The sequence below is a fragment of the Dactylosporangium sp. CA-152071 genome (assembly GCF_050936335.1).
Classification (GTDB): Bacteria; Actinomycetota; Actinomycetes; order Mycobacteriales; family Micromonosporaceae; genus Dactylosporangium; species Dactylosporangium maewongense.
This window is the reverse complement of record NZ_JBNJMZ010000001.1, coordinates 546,652-563,228: the sequence shown is the minus strand read 5'-3', so window position 1 is coordinate 563,228 and position 16,577 is coordinate 546,652. Positions and strand designations below refer to the sequence as shown.

Annotated in this window: 13 protein-coding genes; 5 read left to right on the top strand and 8 right to left on the bottom strand. The window is 71.9% G+C overall.

What is annotated here, in order from left to right:
* Nucleotides 1–33: 33 nt before the first annotated feature.
* The 5 genes from ACQEVZ_RS01910 to ACQEVZ_RS01890 form a co-directional block, all read right to left on the bottom strand.
* Nucleotides 34–1,281, bottom strand: coding sequence for an ABC transporter substrate-binding protein (locus ACQEVZ_RS01910; RefSeq protein WP_433360379.1), 1,248 nt, complete (start codon nucleotides 1,279–1,281; stop codon nucleotides 34–36).
* A gap of 26 nt (nucleotides 1,282–1,307) precedes the next feature.
* A complete protein-coding gene (locus ACQEVZ_RS01905) occupies nucleotides 1,308–2,561 on the bottom strand; it encodes a Gfo/Idh/MocA family protein (RefSeq protein WP_433360376.1) in 1,254 nt (417 codons plus the stop codon).
* Nucleotides 2,562–2,587: 26 nt separating this feature from the next.
* Nucleotides 2,588–4,774 (bottom strand): hypothetical protein, encoded by a 2,187-nt coding sequence (locus ACQEVZ_RS01900; protein WP_433360373.1) that lies wholly within the window; start codon nucleotides 4,772–4,774, stop codon nucleotides 2,588–2,590.
* A gap of 19 nt (nucleotides 4,775–4,793) precedes the next feature.
* A complete protein-coding gene (locus tag ACQEVZ_RS01895) occupies nucleotides 4,794–6,893 on the bottom strand; it encodes a hypothetical protein (protein WP_433360370.1) in 2,100 nt (699 codons plus the stop codon).
* 232 nt (nucleotides 6,894–7,125) lie between these two features.
* Nucleotides 7,126–7,938, bottom strand: coding sequence for an IclR family transcriptional regulator (locus ACQEVZ_RS01890; protein ID WP_433360367.1), 813 nt, complete (start codon nucleotides 7,936–7,938; stop codon nucleotides 7,126–7,128).
* A gap of 223 nt (nucleotides 7,939–8,161) precedes the next feature.
* Between ACQEVZ_RS01890 and ACQEVZ_RS01885 the strand changes: the two genes are divergently transcribed.
* Genes ACQEVZ_RS01885 through ACQEVZ_RS01870 form a run of 4 tightly spaced genes read left to right on the top strand, consistent with a single transcriptional unit; the run spans nucleotide 8,162 to nucleotide 12,372 of the window.
* Nucleotides 8,162–9,532, top strand: coding sequence for an aspartate aminotransferase family protein (locus tag ACQEVZ_RS01885; RefSeq protein ID WP_433360364.1), 1,371 nt, complete (start codon nucleotides 8,162–8,164; stop codon nucleotides 9,530–9,532).
* 4 nt (nucleotides 9,533–9,536) lie between these two features.
* Nucleotides 9,537–10,724 carry a mandelate racemase/muconate lactonizing enzyme family protein gene (locus tag ACQEVZ_RS01880; protein ID WP_433360361.1) on the top strand — a complete coding sequence of 396 codons (1,188 nt, stop codon included), beginning with the start codon at nucleotides 9,537–9,539 and terminating at the stop codon, nucleotides 10,722–10,724.
* Entirely contained in the window at nucleotides 10,721–11,563 is an 843-nt protein-coding gene (locus ACQEVZ_RS01875; RefSeq protein ID WP_360572809.1) for an amidohydrolase family protein, read from the top strand. The genes ACQEVZ_RS01880 and ACQEVZ_RS01875 overlap by 4 nt, the downstream gene beginning before the upstream one ends.
* Nucleotides 11,560–12,372, top strand: a complete 813-nt coding sequence (locus ACQEVZ_RS01870) for an SDR family NAD(P)-dependent oxidoreductase (RefSeq protein WP_354903176.1) — start codon at nucleotides 11,560–11,562, stop codon at nucleotides 12,370–12,372. The genes ACQEVZ_RS01875 and ACQEVZ_RS01870 overlap by 4 nt, the downstream gene beginning before the upstream one ends.
* A gap of 922 nt (nucleotides 12,373–13,294) precedes the next feature.
* Here ACQEVZ_RS01870 and ACQEVZ_RS01865 read toward each other — a convergent pair.
* Nucleotides 13,295–13,858 (bottom strand): DUF932 domain-containing protein, encoded by a 564-nt coding sequence (locus ACQEVZ_RS01865; RefSeq protein ID WP_433376576.1) that lies wholly within the window; start codon nucleotides 13,856–13,858, stop codon nucleotides 13,295–13,297.
* A gap of 137 nt (nucleotides 13,859–13,995) precedes the next feature.
* On the opposite strand from ACQEVZ_RS01865, the gene ACQEVZ_RS01860 reads away from it, so the two are divergent.
* Nucleotides 13,996–15,282 (top strand): NAD(P)/FAD-dependent oxidoreductase, encoded by a 1,287-nt coding sequence (locus ACQEVZ_RS01860; RefSeq protein ID WP_433360357.1) that lies wholly within the window; start codon nucleotides 13,996–13,998, stop codon nucleotides 15,280–15,282.
* A 158-nt stretch (nucleotides 15,283–15,440) separates the two neighbouring features.
* Here the strand turns inward: ACQEVZ_RS01860 and ACQEVZ_RS01855 are convergent, their stop codons facing one another.
* Together ACQEVZ_RS01855 and ACQEVZ_RS01850 are read right to left on the bottom strand one after the other, a co-directional pair.
* The gene (locus ACQEVZ_RS01855; protein WP_433360354.1) at nucleotides 15,441–15,710 is read right to left on the bottom strand and encodes a potassium transporter TrkA; all 270 of its coding nucleotides are present in this window, start codon (nucleotides 15,708–15,710) and stop codon (nucleotides 15,441–15,443) included.
* Nucleotides 15,711–15,787: 77 nt separating this feature from the next.
* Complete coding sequence (locus ACQEVZ_RS01850) at nucleotides 15,788–16,537, bottom strand: rod shape-determining protein (RefSeq protein WP_433360351.1); 750 nt, start codon at nucleotides 16,535–16,537, stop codon at nucleotides 15,788–15,790.
* Between the last annotated feature and the right edge of the window lie 40 nt (nucleotides 16,538–16,577).

Here is a 16,577-nt window from a genome sequence, read left to right as displayed (position 1 = left end):
CCGCGAGGGTGCCGCGGCGGGCCGGGCCAAGGGTCAGAGCAGCGCGTTGGCGGCCTTGGCCGCGTCGGCGAGCGCCTTCTCGGGGGTCTTCTTGCCGATCAGCGCCGCCTGGATCTCGGGCGCGAGCACGCCCATCACCTCGCGGCTCTTCTCGTTCAACGCGCCGACCGTGGTGCTGGCGAGGGTCTTCTCCATCGCGCTGTTGATCGGGTCCGACGCGTAGAGCGTGCCGGCCGACTTCTTCGCCGGGAAGTAGCCGCTCTTCGTCTCGTAGGCCGAGGTGACCGACGGCTGGCTGGCGAACGTGATCCACTCGCCGGCGGCCTTCTTCGCCGAGCTGCCCTTGAGCATGGCGAGGCTGCCGACGGTGCCGTAGCCGACGCTCTTGGCGTCCTTCAGTGGCGGGAAGATCTTGATGTTGTCCGCGCCCCAGAACGTCTTGACGTCGGCCGGCACGTGCTGCCAGGTGCAGGCGACCTTGTTCTTGGCGACGTTGGTCTGCTCGAAGGCCGGGATGCTGGTGAGCAGGTCCTTCTGCACGTAGCCGCCGTCGGCGAGCTGCTTGAGGAAGGTCAGGGCCTTGACGCCCTCGGGGCCGTCGAACGCGACCTTCTTGCCGTCCTTGCTGAACACGTCGCCGCCGGCCTGCCACAGCAGCGGGTAGAACGACTGGTTCAGGGTGGCGGCCGGGTCGGCGTAGTAGTTGGTGACGTCGAAGCCCTTGGCCTTGAACTGCGGGGCCAGGGCGAGCAGGTCGTCCCAGGTCTCCGGGTAGTCGGTGATGCCAGCCTCGGCGAACACCTTGGCGTTGCACATCAGCGGGTTGCTGCTGGTCAGGATCGGCGCGCCGAGCATCTTGCCGTCGAGGGTGACGGCGGCCTTGACGTTGTCGAGGTAGTCGGCCTTGGCGTCGGGCGGCAGGTAGCTGTCCAGCGGCTCGATCATCTTGTTGAACTTGCCGAGCTGGTCGGGGATCAGGTAGACGACGTCGGGACCCTTGCCGCCGGCGATCGCGGTGGTCAGGGACTCCTCCCGCTTCGCCCACGGGAAGATCTCGACCTTCACGTCGATGTTCGGGTGGCTGGTCTTGAACGCGGTGACCTGCTCGTTCCAGAAGGCGGTGTGGGCCGCCTGGTCGGGGATGACCGGGTAGATCCACATCGTGACCGACGCCTTCTCGTCGGACCCGCCGCCGCTGTCGCCGGACCCGCCGCCGCACGCGGCGAGCAGCCCGGCCACCAGCGCGGCGACCGCGACCGGCGCGAACCTGCGAACTCGCATCAATGTTTCCTCTCGTGAGTGATGGTTCACTGCGCGGGCACGGTCACGACCGTGCCGGTGTGCCGGGCCGTCTCGGCGGCGAAGACCGCGAGGTGACTGGCGAGCGACTGGTCCAGTCCGGACCGGATGTGGCTTCGGTCGCCGGTGGCGACGGCGCGGATGAAGGCGTCCATCAGGCCGCTGTCACCGCCGCCGTGGTCGTCGGCGGCGGTGGACCCGCCGACCGGGCCGGTCTCCAGGACCTCGATCCGGTCGGTGCGGAAGTCGTGCACCCGGACCCGCTCGCCGTCGCCGGAGAGCATGCCGTGGGTGCCGAACAGCTGGGTCTGACGGTGGGTCTGCTCGGTGAACGCGGTCATGGTGAACGTGGCGGTGACGCCGCCGGTCAGCTCCATGGCCACGACCTGGTGGTCGACGACGTCGTTGTCGCCGCTGTACACGCAGCGCCCGTAGGGCCCGGTCCGCAGCGCGTCGAGGAGCGCGGCCTCGTCGGTGCCGTCGGTGACGACGCTGACCGGCCACACCGCTCCCCGCTCGCGCAGCCACGGCAGGTACAGCTTCGGCGCCGAGTAAGGACAGGCGGCCTCGACCGGGCAGTCGAGGCACCGCTCAGTGGCTCCGGCCGGGCGCTGGTCGGGCCGGAAGTGGCGCAGGCCGCCGAAGCTGGCGACCTGCTCGATGCGCCGGCCGGTGACGTAGCTGATCCAGTCGAGGTCGTGGCTGGACTTCGCCAGCAGCATCGGCGCCGCGAGGTCCTCCCGCCGCCACGGTCCCCGCACGTACGAGTGGGCGTAGTGCCACCAGCCGACCGGCTCCAGGTGCTGGACGCTGACGATCTCGCCGAGCACGCCGCTGTCGACGACCCGCTTCACCAGGTCGGTGTAGGGGGTGTACCGCAGCACGTGGCAGACCGCGAACAGCACGCCGCTGGCGCGGACCGCGTCGACGATCTCGCGGCACTCCGCCTCGGTCGGCGCGAGCGGCTTCTCCACCAGCAGGTGGTGGCCGGCCCGTGCGAACGCCACGGCCGGCGCCACGTGCATGCGGTCCTGGGTGGCGATCATCACCGCGTCGGCCTCGACCCCGGCGCCGAGCAACTCCTCCCAGCCGGTGTACTGGGCGGCGCCAGGGTTGTCGGCCACGACGAGGCCGCGCTGGTGCGGGCGCGGGTCGGCGACCGCGACCAGCCGCGCCCGCTCCGGGTGCTCGGCCACCCAGCGCGCGTACGTCTGGCCCCGGTTCCCGGCGCCCACCAGCGCCACCGTCACCTGCTGCTCCACGTCGTCTTCTCCTTGCCGGTCAGTGGTCAGACGCTGAGGTTGCCCGTGTCGCGGACCTGCGGCCCGGCCGGCGGCAGCGCCCGGGCGACGCCCTCCTCGAGGCACGCGGTGTGCAGCAGGGAGGAGCCGTCGCCGAAGCCCGCGTCGGCCAGCCGCAGCCGGCCACTGGTGAACAGGGCACCGACGGCCGAGTACCGGTTGCGGCCGGACTCGACGGCGACGTGGGCGGTGTCGCCGTCGGCGGCGGTGCTCACGTAGGCGCCGAGGTCCCAGGTGACGGCGCCGGTCGCCGCGGCGCGGGACAGGAAGGCCTTGGCCGCGTTGGTACCGCTGAGCACCGCGCCGCCACCGACGCTGATGCGCTGGTCGGCGGCGCCGGCGAGCCGGATCCCGGTGTCGGTGAGCGTGCCGCCGTCGACGCGGACGTCGGCCGACTTGACGGCGATCGGAGCGGCGGTGGCCGCGCCGGTCAGCGTCGTGCCGGTGAGGTACAGCGGTCCCGGCCCGTTGAACGCGTGCCCGTCGAGGCCGGTGATGCTCGTGCGCACCAGGTGTACCGGCGCGGTGACGCTGGCCTGCACCACCTCCGTGCCGGGGGTGGCGAGCCGGAACGCGCAGCCCTCGATGACGTTCGGTCGCCCGGAGCGGCTCGACTGCTGCGAGATGATCAGCGTGTCGTCGGCCGAGCAGCCGCGCAGCTGGACGCCGTCGGCGTTGACCCACAGCATGCCGGAGCCGGCGAGGCCGGCCTTGCGGATCACCTGGACGTCCTCGAGGGTCAGGTCGGTGACCTTCACCCGGGCCACGAACCACGAGCAGACGTGCTTGCGCACGGTGATCCGCTTGGCCGCCGAGCCCCACGCGGCGCCGGAGTTGGCGAACGTCATCAGCCCGGAGTTGCCGGTGTAGACGAGGTCGTGTTCGTACTGGCCGTGGGTGACGAACGGGCCCTGGTCGTCGCCGTCGCCATGACAGTTGGTGACGTAGCCGTAGGCGGAGGCCGTCCAGTCGTTGAGGTGCCTGGCGTTGGACGTGCGGCAGTCCTCGACGTGCCCGTACAGGCAGTAGATCTGCTGGGTGAGGTAGCCGGCGCCGCCCCAGGTGACCGAGGTCGGGTTCTTCAGCGTGCACCGGGCGGTGTGGAAGTGGGTGCACCAGCGGCGCATGATGACCGGCCAGAACGAGCCGGTGGCGTCGACGTCGGCGACGTCGCAGTGCACGGCGTACTCGTAGGCGATCGGGTGCGATCCGGTGTACTGGTCGCCGCCGTTGCCGGTGAAGACCAGGTTGCGCACATGGACCCGGCTGACCGGCTCGACCCGCGTCCAGGTCAGCGTCCGGCCGGCGGCGAGCTCCCAGCCGTTCTTGTAGCCGATCCGGATGTGCGTGCCGTCGATGATCTGAGTGACCTGCACGAGCTTCTGCAGCTCGCGTTCCCATGCACCGGCGAGTTTGTTGACCTCGACCGCGTACCACTGACCGACCGCGAACGCGGCGGAGTCGCCGACCTGGAAGGAGTCCCAGCCCTCCAGCACGGCCTCGGTGAGGGTGTGGGTGTGGACGTGGTCGGTGACCGTGCCGCGGAAGAACAGTACGGCGGCGAACGGGTCGTCGCGACCGGCGTCCTCGATCCCGTCGGTCGACATGGTGTTCCCGCCGAAGTCGAGCACCAGGTCGCTGCGGGTGAACCGGTGGCGCTTCACGAAGTGCAGGTCGGTGTGCGCCTCGATGCGGTGGATCGACGGGTCGCCGACCATCGCGTCGAGCGCGGCGTCGGCCGGTGTCTTCGCGTCGAAAATGCCGAAGTGCCGGAACTCGACGACGCCGTCGTGGACCTGCAGCCAGCGGCCCGGGCCGGGCCGGTCGCGCTGCGGGTCGAGCACGGTGCCGCCGTTGGCCGGCGCGCTGCTCGCCGGGTCCCAGCGCATCAGCCGGGCGCCGCCGTCGCCGGCCGCGAGGTGGCCGTCGACGTGCACGAGCTGGCCGGGGACGAGGGCGCGGTACTGCAGGGCGAGCAGCGCCGCGACGGAGCCGACGTGGAAGACGGCGTCGCGCATCGGGCTGAGCCGGTCGGCGTCGTCGCCCGGCGAGTAGGGGGTGGCGTGAGCCGCCGAGGCTGGGGAGAGCGCGAGGGCGGTGCCGGCGAGGGCCAGGCCGCCGAGCCCGGAGGCGCGCAGCAGCGCGCGGCGGGTCGTCGATTCGGAGCGATCCATCGGAAGGGTCTCCTGCCGGTCAGACGGTGAGGTTGTCGGTGGTGACGATCCGGGCGGAGTCGGCGGGCAGCTCGCGGCCGACCCCGTCCTCGACGCATCCGGCGTGCAGCAGCGTGGAGGTACCGCCGAAGCCCGCCTCGGCGAGCACGAGGCGGCCTCCGGTGAAGCGGGCGCCGACGGCCCGGTACCGGTTGACGCCGGTTTCGACGCGGACGTGCGCGGTGGCCGCGCCCGCGGCGGTGCTGCGGTAGTCGCCGAGCTCGATGCGAACCTGCCCGGTGCCGGCGGCCCGCGACAGCAGCGCGCCGCGGGCGTTGGTGCCGGTGACGGTCGCGCCGCCGCCGACGACCAGGCGCTGGTCCCGCACGGCCGACAGCTCGATGCCGGTGTCGGTCAGGGTCCCGCCGTGCACGACGACCTCGGCGGCGCCGATCTGCAGCGGCGCCGCGCCGGGCGAGCCGGTGAGCCTGCAGTCGGTGAAGTGCACCGGGCCGGCGCCGCGCAGGATCGCGCCGTCCAGGCCGCGGAACGTGGTCCGGACGAAGTGCACCGGGTTGCTGACCGGCGTCTGGTGGACGACGGTGCCGGCGGGCTGGTCGAACTCGCAGTCGGCGATGATGTTGGGCCGGCGGGATCGGGCCGAGCGCTGGGCGATGCTCAGTGTGCGGGCCGAGCAGCCGCGCATCTGGATGCCGTCGGCGTTGACCTGGAGCGTGCCGGCCGGATCGAACGTGGAGCGGGCGATGACCCGCACGTCCTCCAGGGTCAGGTCGGTGATCTTGGTGCCGGCGACGAACCAGGAGCAGACGTGCCGGCGGATCGTGATCCGCTTGGCGCTGATGCCCCACTGCCCGCCGCTGTTGGCGATGTCCATGAGGCCGGAGTTGCCGGTGAAGACGAGGTCGTGCTCGTACTGCCCATGGGTGGTGAACGGGTTGCCGCCGGCGTCGTCGCCGTCGCCGTGGCAGTTTTCCACGGTGCAGTACGCCGAGGCGGTGAGGTCGTTGAGGTGCCGGGCGTTGGAGCTGCGGCAGTCGACGACGTGGCCGTAAAGGCAGTAGATCTGCTGCGTGAGGTAGCCGGCCCCGCCGTACATGACCGTCGGCGGGTTCTTCAGGGTGCAGTTCGCGGTGGTGAAGTGGGTGCACCAGCGGCGCATGATGACCGGCCACCAGGTTCCGGTGGCGTGGATGCCCTCGACGTCGCAGCGCACCGCGTACTCGTAGGCGACCGGGTGGGAGCCGCTGTACTCCCGGTCGTCCGGGCCGGACCCCGGGTACTCGCCGGTGAACGCGACGAACCCGAGGAAGACCATGTTGCGCACGTGCGCCCGGCGGACCGGCTCGACCCGCTGCCAGGTGACCGTACGCCCGGGGTCGAGCTGCCAGCCGTTGAGGTAGCCGACCCGGATGTGGGTGGCGTCGACGATCTGGGTGACCTGCACCATCTTCTGCAGCTCGCGCTCGTCTGCGCCGGTGAGCGGGTTGCTGGTCGCGGTCCACCACTGGCCGACCGCGAACTGCTTCGCGTCGGGCACCTGGAACACGTCGGACAGCTCCGGCACGGTCTCGGTGAGCGTGTGGACGACGGGGGCACCGGTCGGCGTGCCGCGGAAGTACAGCACCGCGCCGAACGGGTTGTCGTGGGTGTTGCGCTCGATGCCGTCCGTGTGGACGGTGTGGCCGCCGAAGTCGAGCTCGATGTCGCTGCGGCCGAACGTGTGCCGCTTGACGAATCTCAGGTCGGTGTGGGCCTCGACGCGCTGGATCGACGGATCGCCGACCATGGCGTCGAGGGCGTCGTCGGCCGGCGTTTCGCGGCCGAAGACGCCGAACATCCGGAAGTCGCCGACGCCCGCGTGCACGGCCAGCCAGCGGCCGGCCGGGCGGCCGTAAGGACTGTGGACGGTGCCGCCGTTGCCGGCGGCCGCGCTGGCCGGGTCCCAGCGCAGCAGCGTGCCGCCGCCGTCGCCGGGAGTGTGGTAGCCGGCGACGCGGACCATGGTGCGGGCGGTCAGCAGGGCCGGGTGGATGGCGTTGAGGGCGGCGACCGTGTCCACCGCGAGGATCCGGTCCTCGGGCGTGACGTGGTCGGGTGGGGGCGAGCCGGGTTGACCCATGGAAAGCCTCAACCTTCGCGGTCCAGCTGTGCGGCGACGCCGCCGCACAGCGGTGCGGTTCTTTGGGGGTGAAGGTCGGGCAAACGCGCGAGGCGCGCAGGCGGCGGAGCTGCTGACCGGAACGTCCCGGCACCGGGGCTGCGGCGCGTCGGGAGTCAGCTAGTTCGCCCGAGAGGGTCACGACCTTGGTCGTGACGTTGGCGGGGACTTTAAACAGCCCGTGAACTCGGTGTCAAGCGTTGTCGCGGTGATCGACGTGGCCGAGGCGGGCCGAGATCTCGTCGGCGGCCTGCCGCACCTGCCGGCCCACCTCCTGGTAGCGCCAGGCGGGCAGGCCGAGCTTGAGGCCGGTCACGCTGATCGCGCCGCAGCAGCCGCCGGTGTGGTCGCGCAGCGCGCTGCCGATGCAGAACACGCCGTCGGCGTCCTCCTCGTCGTCCAGGGCGTAGCCGGCGGTGCGGACCTCGTCCAGGTGCGCCTGGAGCGAGTCGAGGTCGGTGATCGTGTGGTCGGTGCGTTTCGGCAGCCCGACCCGGCCGATGAGCTCGGCGACCTGCGCGGGGCTCATCTCGGCCAGCAGCGCCTTGCCCAGGCCGGTGCAGTGCGGCAGCTCGCGGGTGCCCATCCGCAGGTCGAGCTGGATCCGCTCGCCGTTGCTGACCTGGTCGATGACGACCGCGTGGGCGCCCTCGGGCACGGCGAGCCGGGAGCTGAGCCCGGTCTGCACGGTCAGGGTGTTCAGCACCGGGCGGGCGATGTCGCGCAGCGAGAGCTGCTCCTGGGCCCGCACGCCGAGCCGGGCGAGGGCCATGCCGAGCCGGTAGCGCCGGTTCAGCCCCTCGCCGTCGGCCGCCGCCAGCCCGTGCTGGCCCAGCGTGTAGAGGGTGGCGAAGACGGTGCTCTTGGACAGGCCGCACGCCTGGGCCACCTCGGTGACGCTCAGCCCGCGACCGGGGGCGGCGGCGGAGAGCGCCTCCAGCACCTCGGCCGCGCGGCTGACGCTGCGGACCAGGTATCTGGCGTTGTCGGATTCGTCGGTGCTCATGGTCCTCATTTCGCGCGCTGCTGTTCGCCCAGGCCGAACAGCGTAACAAAGCTGTTCGAAAACCGCGCCCCCCCGTCGTGTTGACCCCATCGATCAGGCGTGCTTAGGATGCTGAACACTGTTTGGCAGTACCGAACAGTGTTCAGAAAGTCTCATGCGGCGGAAGACATCGCGGCGCCATGACCGGGCTGGGCCATGGCACCGCACCGATGAGGAGTTAGGTGTGAAGCCACGATCGGCCCCATCCGGCACCACGCTCGCCGAGCGCGCCCGCCGGGTCATCCCCGGCGGCGTCAACAGCGGGCAGCGCAGCATCCCCGGGCTCACCGAGCTGGTGATCGCCCGGGCCGCGGGTGCGCGTTTCTGGGACACCGACGGCCGCGAGTACACCGACTATCACGCGGCCTTCGGGCCGCCCTTGCTCGGCCACAACGACCCTGACGTCAACGCCGCCGTCACCGAGGCCGGCCGGCGCCTCGACCTGTGCGGCGTGGCCGTCACCGACGGCGAGGTCCAGCTCGCCGAGACCCTCGCCGAGCTGGTGCCCAGCATCGAGCAGGTACTGCTCACCAGCACCGGCAGCGAGGCGACATTCCACGCGCTGCGGGTCGCCCGCGCCGCCACCGGCCGGCGCCTCGTGGTGAAGTTCCAGGGCTGCTATCACGGCTGGCACGACGCGGTCAGCCTCAACGTCATCTCCGCTCCCGACCGGGTCGGCGTGCAGGACCCGATCTCGACCGGCATCCTGCCCGAGGTCCTCGACGCCACCCTCGTGCTGCGCTTCAACGACGCGCCGGCCGTGCGCGCGGCCTTCGCCGAGCACGGCGAGCAGATCGCCGCGGTCATCGTCGAGCCGGTGCCGCACAACGTCGGCTGCCTGCTGCCCGATCCGGAGTTCCTGCAGGCGCTGCGCGACGAGTGCACGCGCGCCGGCAGCGTCCTCGTCTTCGACGAGGTGATCACCGGCTTCCGGCACGACCTCGGCGGCTGGCAGCGCATCAGCGGCGTCACCCCAGACCTGACCACGCTCGGCAAGGCCCTCGGCAACGGCTACCCGATCGGCGCGCTGGGCGGCCGGGCCGACCTGATGGACCTGTTCAGCACCCGCCCCGGCGCGCCGGCGTTCTTCGCCGGCACCTACAACGGCCACCCGGCCGTGGTCGCCGCCGCGCTCGCCACCCTCGGCAAGCTACGCACCGAGCCGGTCCACCAGCACGTGTACCGGCTCGGCGAGCGGATCCGCGCCGGCCTCGCCGAGGTCTTCGCCGACCTCGGCGTGCCCGCCGTGGTCACCGGCCACGGGTCGGTCTTTGTCAGCTACTTCATGGACGGGCCGGTTCCCCGCACATACGACGACCTGTTGCGCAACGATGCGGGCATGTTCATCGGCTACCGGCGCCGGATGCCCGAGCACGGCGTCTTCGAACTGCCGCTCAACCTCAAGCGCAACCACGTCTCCTACGCGCACACCGACGCCGACGTCGACCACCTCCTGGAGGCCACCCGGTCGGCGGTCCGCGACACGCTCGCCGCGGGCGGCGTCACCGAGCTGGCCGGCACCGCCACCATGGGTGGCGCCGTGGGGAACGGGTGAGCCGATGCTGACCGTCGACACCACCCGCCCGGTCGGGCCGGCCGGCCGGATCACCCGCGTCGAGACGCTCAGCCTCGGCACCGCCTGGCGCGACTTCTCCTACGTGCGCGTGCACACCGACGCCGGGCTCAGCGGCGTCGGCGAGATCACCCATCCGTACCGGGGACGCGAGACCTGCCAGCTCGCCGAGGCGATGGCCGCCCGCCATCTCATCGGCGCCGACCCGTTCGACGTCGAGGAGATCTGGCTGAGGCTGTACCAGGGCGACTTCCTGCGCGGCGGTGACGTCGGCGGGATCGTGCTCTCCGGCGTCGACCAGGCGCTGTACGACCTGATGGGCAAAGCACTCGGCGTCCCGGCCTACCGGCTGACCGGCGGGGCCTGCCGCAACCGGGTCCGGGTCTACGCCAACGGCTGGTACACCGGCGACCGCGAGCCCGCCGCCTTCGCCGAACGGGCCGTCGCCACCGTGGCCCGCGGCTACACCGCCCTCAAGTTCGACCCGTTCGGCGCCGGGCTCGGCGAGCTGTCCCGCACGGAGCTGCACAGGTCGGTGGCGATCGTCGCCGCGGTCCGCGAGGCGGTCGGCCCCGACGTGGAGCTGTTCGTCGAGGGACACGCCCGCTTCGCCATGCACACCGCCGTGCGGCTGGTTCACGAGCTGGCGCCGTTCGACCTCGGCTGGTTCGAGGAGCCGCTGCCGTGGACCCACATCGAGCGCTACGCCGAGCTGCGGGCCCGGGCGGCGATGCCGATCTCCGGCGGCGAGCACTTCCACAACCGCTACGAGTACGCCCGGCTGTTCGCCACCGAGGCGGTCGACATCATCCAGCCCGACCTGTCGATGGCCGGCGGCTTCACCGAGATCCGCAAGCTCGCCGCCATCGCCGACCAGCACGCGATGGTCGTCGCGCCGCACAACTCCAACTCGCCGCTGTGCACCACCGCCTCCGTGCACGCCGTCCTCGGGATGCCAAACTTCAAGATCCTGGAGACGTTCGACGGCATGCTGGAGGACTACGTGTTCGACGCGGTGCGCGGCGCGCTGCCGATGACCGGCGGGCACATCGAGCTGCCGACCGCGCCCGGACTCGGCATCGAGCTCGACGACGAGGTCTTCGCCGAGCACCCGCCGAGCCACGGCTTCTGGAACATGTTCGCCGAGGGCTGGGAGAAGCGGGACCGCCGATGATCGTCGACGTCCACTCGCACCTGTTCGACTGCCCAGAGCACGTCGGCGACCCGTTCGCCGCCGAGGCCTCCCGGGCCCACGGCGGTCACGTGGACCTGACCGTGCGCTGGGCGGAGTACGCCGCCACCGCGCCGCCCGACACCCGCACGATCGTCGTCGGCGGCAAGGCCCGCCGATCCGGGCTGTGGGTCGACGACGCGGCCGTCGCCGCCTACGTCGCCGCCCGGCCCGACCGGCTCATCGGCTACCTCGCCCTCGACCCGACCCAGCCCGGCTGGCGCGACGAGCTGGAGCACGGCCACGCCGACCTCGGGCTGCGCGGGATCAAGCTCATGCCGATGTACGCCGGGTTCGACCCCGCCGACCCCGCCTACGACGACCTGTACGCCTACGCGGCCCGGCACGGGCTGCCGCTGCTCGTGCACACCGGGACCACCTTCGTGTCCGCGGCGCCGCTGCGGTACGCGCTGCCGGTACACCTCGACGAGGTCGCGATCCGCCATCCCGAGCTGCGCATGGTCCTCGCCCACCTCGGCCACCCCTACGAAGGGGAGTGCATCGCGGTCATCCGCAAGCACCCGCACGTCTACGCCGACGTGTCCGCGCTGCACTACCGGCCGTTCCAGCTCTGGCACAGCCTCCGGCTGGTCCAGGACTACGGCGTGTGGGACAAGCTGCTGTTCGGCAGCGACTACCCGTTCACCACCGTCGACGCCTCAGTCGAGGGGCTGCGCGCGGTCGGCCGGGTCCCCGGCATCCCGGGGCTCGACCCGCTCGACCCCGAGCAGATCGAACGGCTGATCCACCGCCCGTCGCTGGACCTGCTGGGGCTGTCGTGACCGCGTTTGACCTGACCGGCCGGACCGCCCTGGTGACCGGCGCCGCCCGGGGCCTCGGCGCCGCGTTCGCCGCCGGTCTGGCCGGCGCCGGGGCCGACGTCATCGCGGTCGACCGCCCCGGCGCGGATCTCGGACCGACCGTCGCCGCCGTCACCGCCGCCGGCCGGGCCTGCCACCCGCACGCATTCGACCTGGCCGACACCGAGGCGATCGCGCCCTGGGCAGACGAGCTGCGCCGCGCCCACGGCCCGCTGCACATCCTGGTCAACAACGCCGGGGTGGCCGCGCTGGAGCACTTCAACGAGATCACCGTCGCCGGCTGGCGGGCGGTCATGCGGGTCAACGTCGAGGCCGTGTTCTTCCTCGCGCAGCGCGTCGCCGAGCACATGATCGCCGACGGGGTCTCCGGCCGGATCGTGAACATCTCCTCGAAGAACGGCCTTGTCGCCGAGGCCGGGCTGGCCCACTACAACGCCTCGAAGGGCGCCGTCGAGCTACTCACCCGCTCGCTCGCCGCCGAGCTGGGCCCGCATGGGATCACCGTGAACACGATCGCGCCCGGCATGATCGCCACCCCGATCGACGGCGAGTTCCCGTTCGACCGCGCGGCCTTCGAGGCGGCGTGGGCCGAGCGGATCCCGCTCCGCGGCGGCTACGGGCGCCCGGAGGACTGCGTCGGCGCGCTGCTCCTGCTGGCCTCCGACGCCGGCCGGTACATCACCGGCACCCATCTCGTCGTCGACGGCGGCGTGCTCGCCGACCAGATGCCCCGCCTGCGGTTCATGCCGCCGTACCGCAACACGCTCTGACCCCGGCCGCGCCAACCACCCCACGGCTCATCCTCACCCCGCACAGCAGTCACGTCACGGACCACAACCAGCGCGGCGGGCCGCGGCCGTCACCTCGGCGTAGGGCGCTATACCTTCCCGAGCGGGGCAGGTCGCGGCCGTGCGGGCTTTTCGGGATGCGCTGGCAGCCAACATCGGTCGTCTGACGTTGGCCGAGTGGATTCCGATCATCGCAGCCATAGCTGCGGTCGCCGCAGCGGTTGCCGCCGCCTCGGCCGCCCGCTCGGGGCGCGGTGCGGCCCGGACCGCTGCCAAGCAGTTGCCGGAGTTGCAGAAGCAGGTCGAGATCAACGCGGCTCAGGCGAAAGCCGCCGACGAGCAGGTCGTCCTCGCGCAGGAAATGCTGAAAGCCGCCACGACGGTCCGGGAGGCGCCAGGACGGACGAGCGGGCTCCCGTCGTCGTCGCCGCTGCTGGAGCCGCCGCAATGGCCCCCACTGATCGATGCGACGCGCGATCGGAAGCCCTATGGGAACGAACTGCGGCTGCTTGACGATCATGTTGTGACGCAGGCCGAAGCGGCCTCGCCGGCGCAGATCTTCGCACGGAACGGAGAGCGCAATGGGCTGCTGTGGTTCCAGACCCGGGGTGTACTGATCAACGAAGGCGCGACCACCGCACGGGTGCGGCTCGATGACGAGGCCCAGTTCGTGGAGAGCTCCGCGAGGAGAGAGCGCCTCCTGCGACCGGGAGAGGTAGCCCGGTTCGAGTGGGGCGCCGGGCACACGATCGCCGAATGGGCGGACGCCCGCGAGAAACCCGACCCACCCAACCCGCTCGGCGCCTGCTTCTTGACGATCACCGTGTTCGACTCGTTCGAACACGGCATCTTCGACCACATTCACGTCGTCATGAGCGGCCGGCCGATCATCTCGGTGGACGACTCATTCAACGAGGTGCGGCTCGCTTCCCGGGAGTCCGAGGCGGAAATGGGCGTCACACGGTCTTCCCCACCCGGCGCACGCACCGCTCCGACGGGCGTGTGCGTCACGCAACGCGAACCGTTCGGTGTTGCCGCACACCGGCCGCCACGGTGTGACGACGACCTGGAACTGGCTGGACCTGTCGTGGCTGTTCAGCACCACGATGAACGGGATGATCTGGTCCGCGACTCCGGGTGCGTCGACGGTGATGGTGTTGGGCAGGCGCATGCAGATGAAGACTTTCCGGCCGCCGCGCAACGCCCCGGCCGACTCCCAGAGCACGTCGTGGCGGTCGACGAGGTCCTGCAGGAACGCGAATGCGTCCTCGTTCTGCAGCACCTCGTACTTGCTGCCGACGACGCCGAGCCCGGCGCCGGTGTCGCAGCGTGCGGTGACGAAGTGTTCCGGCAGCATCCGGGTCGGGCCGTCGACGCTGTTACGGAACTCGACCGGTCGTCGTGCCACGGTGAAGCCGATGCCACCAAGCTTGAGGACGAGATCGACGTCGGTGGTGCCGCCGAGCAGGGGCGACGTTTGCCGGTGCCCGGCAACCGCGCCGGCCCGAGGTTTGCCGACCGCTGGTGGTGTATGCCGCCCGGCCGCTGGCGGATGCTGGGGATTCTTCGGTACGGCACCGGCGCCGGATCGTGGAGAGGAGCGGCATGTCGTCTCAGCCGACCGGACACGACGGTCCCGGCCTCGTGGGGCACGCCCCGGACACGGTGGCGGTGATCGGAGCGGGCATCGTCGGCCTGTCCACCGCGTGGTTCCTGCAGGAGGCCGGTGTCCAGGTCACGGTGTACGAGCGTCGCCACGCCGGTGCCGGCGCGTCGTGGGGCAACGCGGGCTGGCTGACGCCAGGGCTGGCGGCGCCGCTGCCCGAGCCGGCGGTGCTGCGCTACGGGCTGCGGGCGGTGCTCAGCGCCCGGTCGCCGGTGTACGTGCCGCTGCGCGCCGACCGGCATCTGCTGCGGTTCCTGACATCGTTCGCCGCACACAGCACCGCGCGGCGATGGCGGCGTGGCATGGCCGCCTATGTACCGCTCAACGAGCGGTCGCTGGAGGCGTTCGACGCGCTGACGGCCGGAGGCGTGGCCGCGACGACGACCCAGGCGGCCAACTTCCTGGCCTGCTATGCCCGCGAACGCGACCGGCGAGGGCTGCTGGCCGAGCTGGAGCAGATCCGCGCCGCCGGTCAGGACGTGCGGTTCCATCCGGTGCCGGGCCTGCGGGCGCGGGTCATCGAGCCGGTGCTGACCGACCGCGTCGAGGCCGCCGTCCAGATCTACGGACAGCGGTATCTGGACCCGCCACGGTTCGTCGATGCGCTCGCGGCGGCGGTGCGTACGCGTGGCGGGCAGGTCGTGGAGGGCTGCGATGTCCTCGATCTGCGGACGGAACCCGGGGGCGTCGGCGTGGTGTGCCGGTCCGGACATCAGGACCGGCACGACGCCGTCGTGGTCGCCACCGGGGCGGCGTTGGGGGAGTTGACCGCGCGTTTCGGGGTGCGGCGGCCGGTGCAGGCGGGGCGGGGTTACAGCTTCAGTGTGCCGGCGGAGCGGCTGCCGGGTGGACCGCTGTACTTTCCCGCGCAGCGCGTGGCGTGCACGCCGTTGGACGGCCGTCTGCGGGTGGCCGGGATGATGGAGTTCCGGCGCCCCGGCGATCCGCTGGACCCGCGCCGGATCGCGGCCATCGTGGATGCCGTGCGGCCGTTTCTGCACGGGGTGCACCTCGACGACCGGCGCGACGAATGGGTCGGTGCGCGCCCGTGCACCCCTGATGGCCTGCCACTGGTCGGGGCGACCGCCGCTCCTCGGGTGTTCGTGGCGGGTGGCCACGGGATGTGGGGCGTCGCACTGGGCCCGGTCACCGGGCAGCTGATGGCCCAGACGATCCTCAAGGGTGAGGCCCCGCCGCAGCTGGCTCCGTTCGACCCGCTGCGGTAGCCGGTACGACAGGTGCGGCAGGACGGTCCCGGTCGAGCGGCTCGGGGTGCTCCCGCGCGCCCTGCCGGGAGGCAGCGCCAGGGCTGACCACCGCCCGGCGGCCACACCGACCGGGATCCGGTCGGTGTGGCCGCCGGGCGGAACACCGCCGGTCGCGGTCAGCGTGCCGGCGCGCCGGCCGCCGGGTTCTGATCGCCGGTGCCGTCGGTGTTGACGATGTCGAAGATGCCGAGCAGGCCGGCCAGGGCGATCGCCTCGTCGCGGTTCAGGGCGAGGCTGCAACTGGCGTCGGGATCGTCGCTGCTGCTGTGGATGAGGTCCCGGCGGCTACTGGCGTGGTGGGTGATGACTCCCACCCGGCGACCGGTCGCGCTGGTGAAGGTCCGGCAGGTTCCGATGCCGGGTAGCGAGATGCGTTCGATGTCCATGAACAACTCCGAAGGTGTTGGGGAACGCTCGCGTCGCCGGCTGCGGCGCGAGGACAGCTGTCCGGGTTCCGGTGCCGTCAGCCGGTGAGCAGCAGCCGCAGGCCGGTGAGCGTGGCCAGCGACGGATCGGCCGGCATGGTGACCGACCGGCCGGTCAGGCCGGCCAGCTGGCCGGCGATTCCGGGCGTCATGGCCCCACCACCGGTGAGCAGCAACCGGTGCCGCCTGCCGCGTGGACGGTGCAGGCGTCGCACGCAGTCGGCGATCGCCGGGATGAGGTCGACCAGGCCGGTCTCGTCGACATGATGCGCGGCCACGACACTGCCGTCGGCGATGCGTGCGATCTCGGTCCGTCCCGCCCCGATGTCCACCACGACCAGATCGGCGTCGGTGTCCGCGGCGTCTGGCCGGCAGGCCAACGCTGCCGCCAGGGGTTCCTCCACGGCGGTCACGCGTCCCCCGACGCCTTGGCGCGCCGCGGCGACGAGCATGGTCCGCTGGCGCGGGGTGGCGGTGGCCGGTACCCCGGCGAGCACCCGCAACGTGGGATCCGAGGGCAGCCCGAGATCGGCGACCAGCAGCCGCAGCATCTGCACGCAGGCGAAGAAGTCACGCACCACTCCGCCGCGGACCGGCCACGTCACGCTGCTCCCGTCGGCGGGCGAGGCGAGCGCGGCCTGCCCGGCGACGAACCGGTCGCCCTCGAGCCGGGCAAGGACCGCGGGTGCGGTGATCGCCGTGCCGGTCGCCGGTGTCCACAGCCGGACGGTCGACGTTCCCAGGTCGAGAGCGAGACAGCGTTCGGCGTACGCGCCCGGGGTGGGCATGACCATCACCCCAGCGCCGGTAGCGCGAGCGGCGACCGCG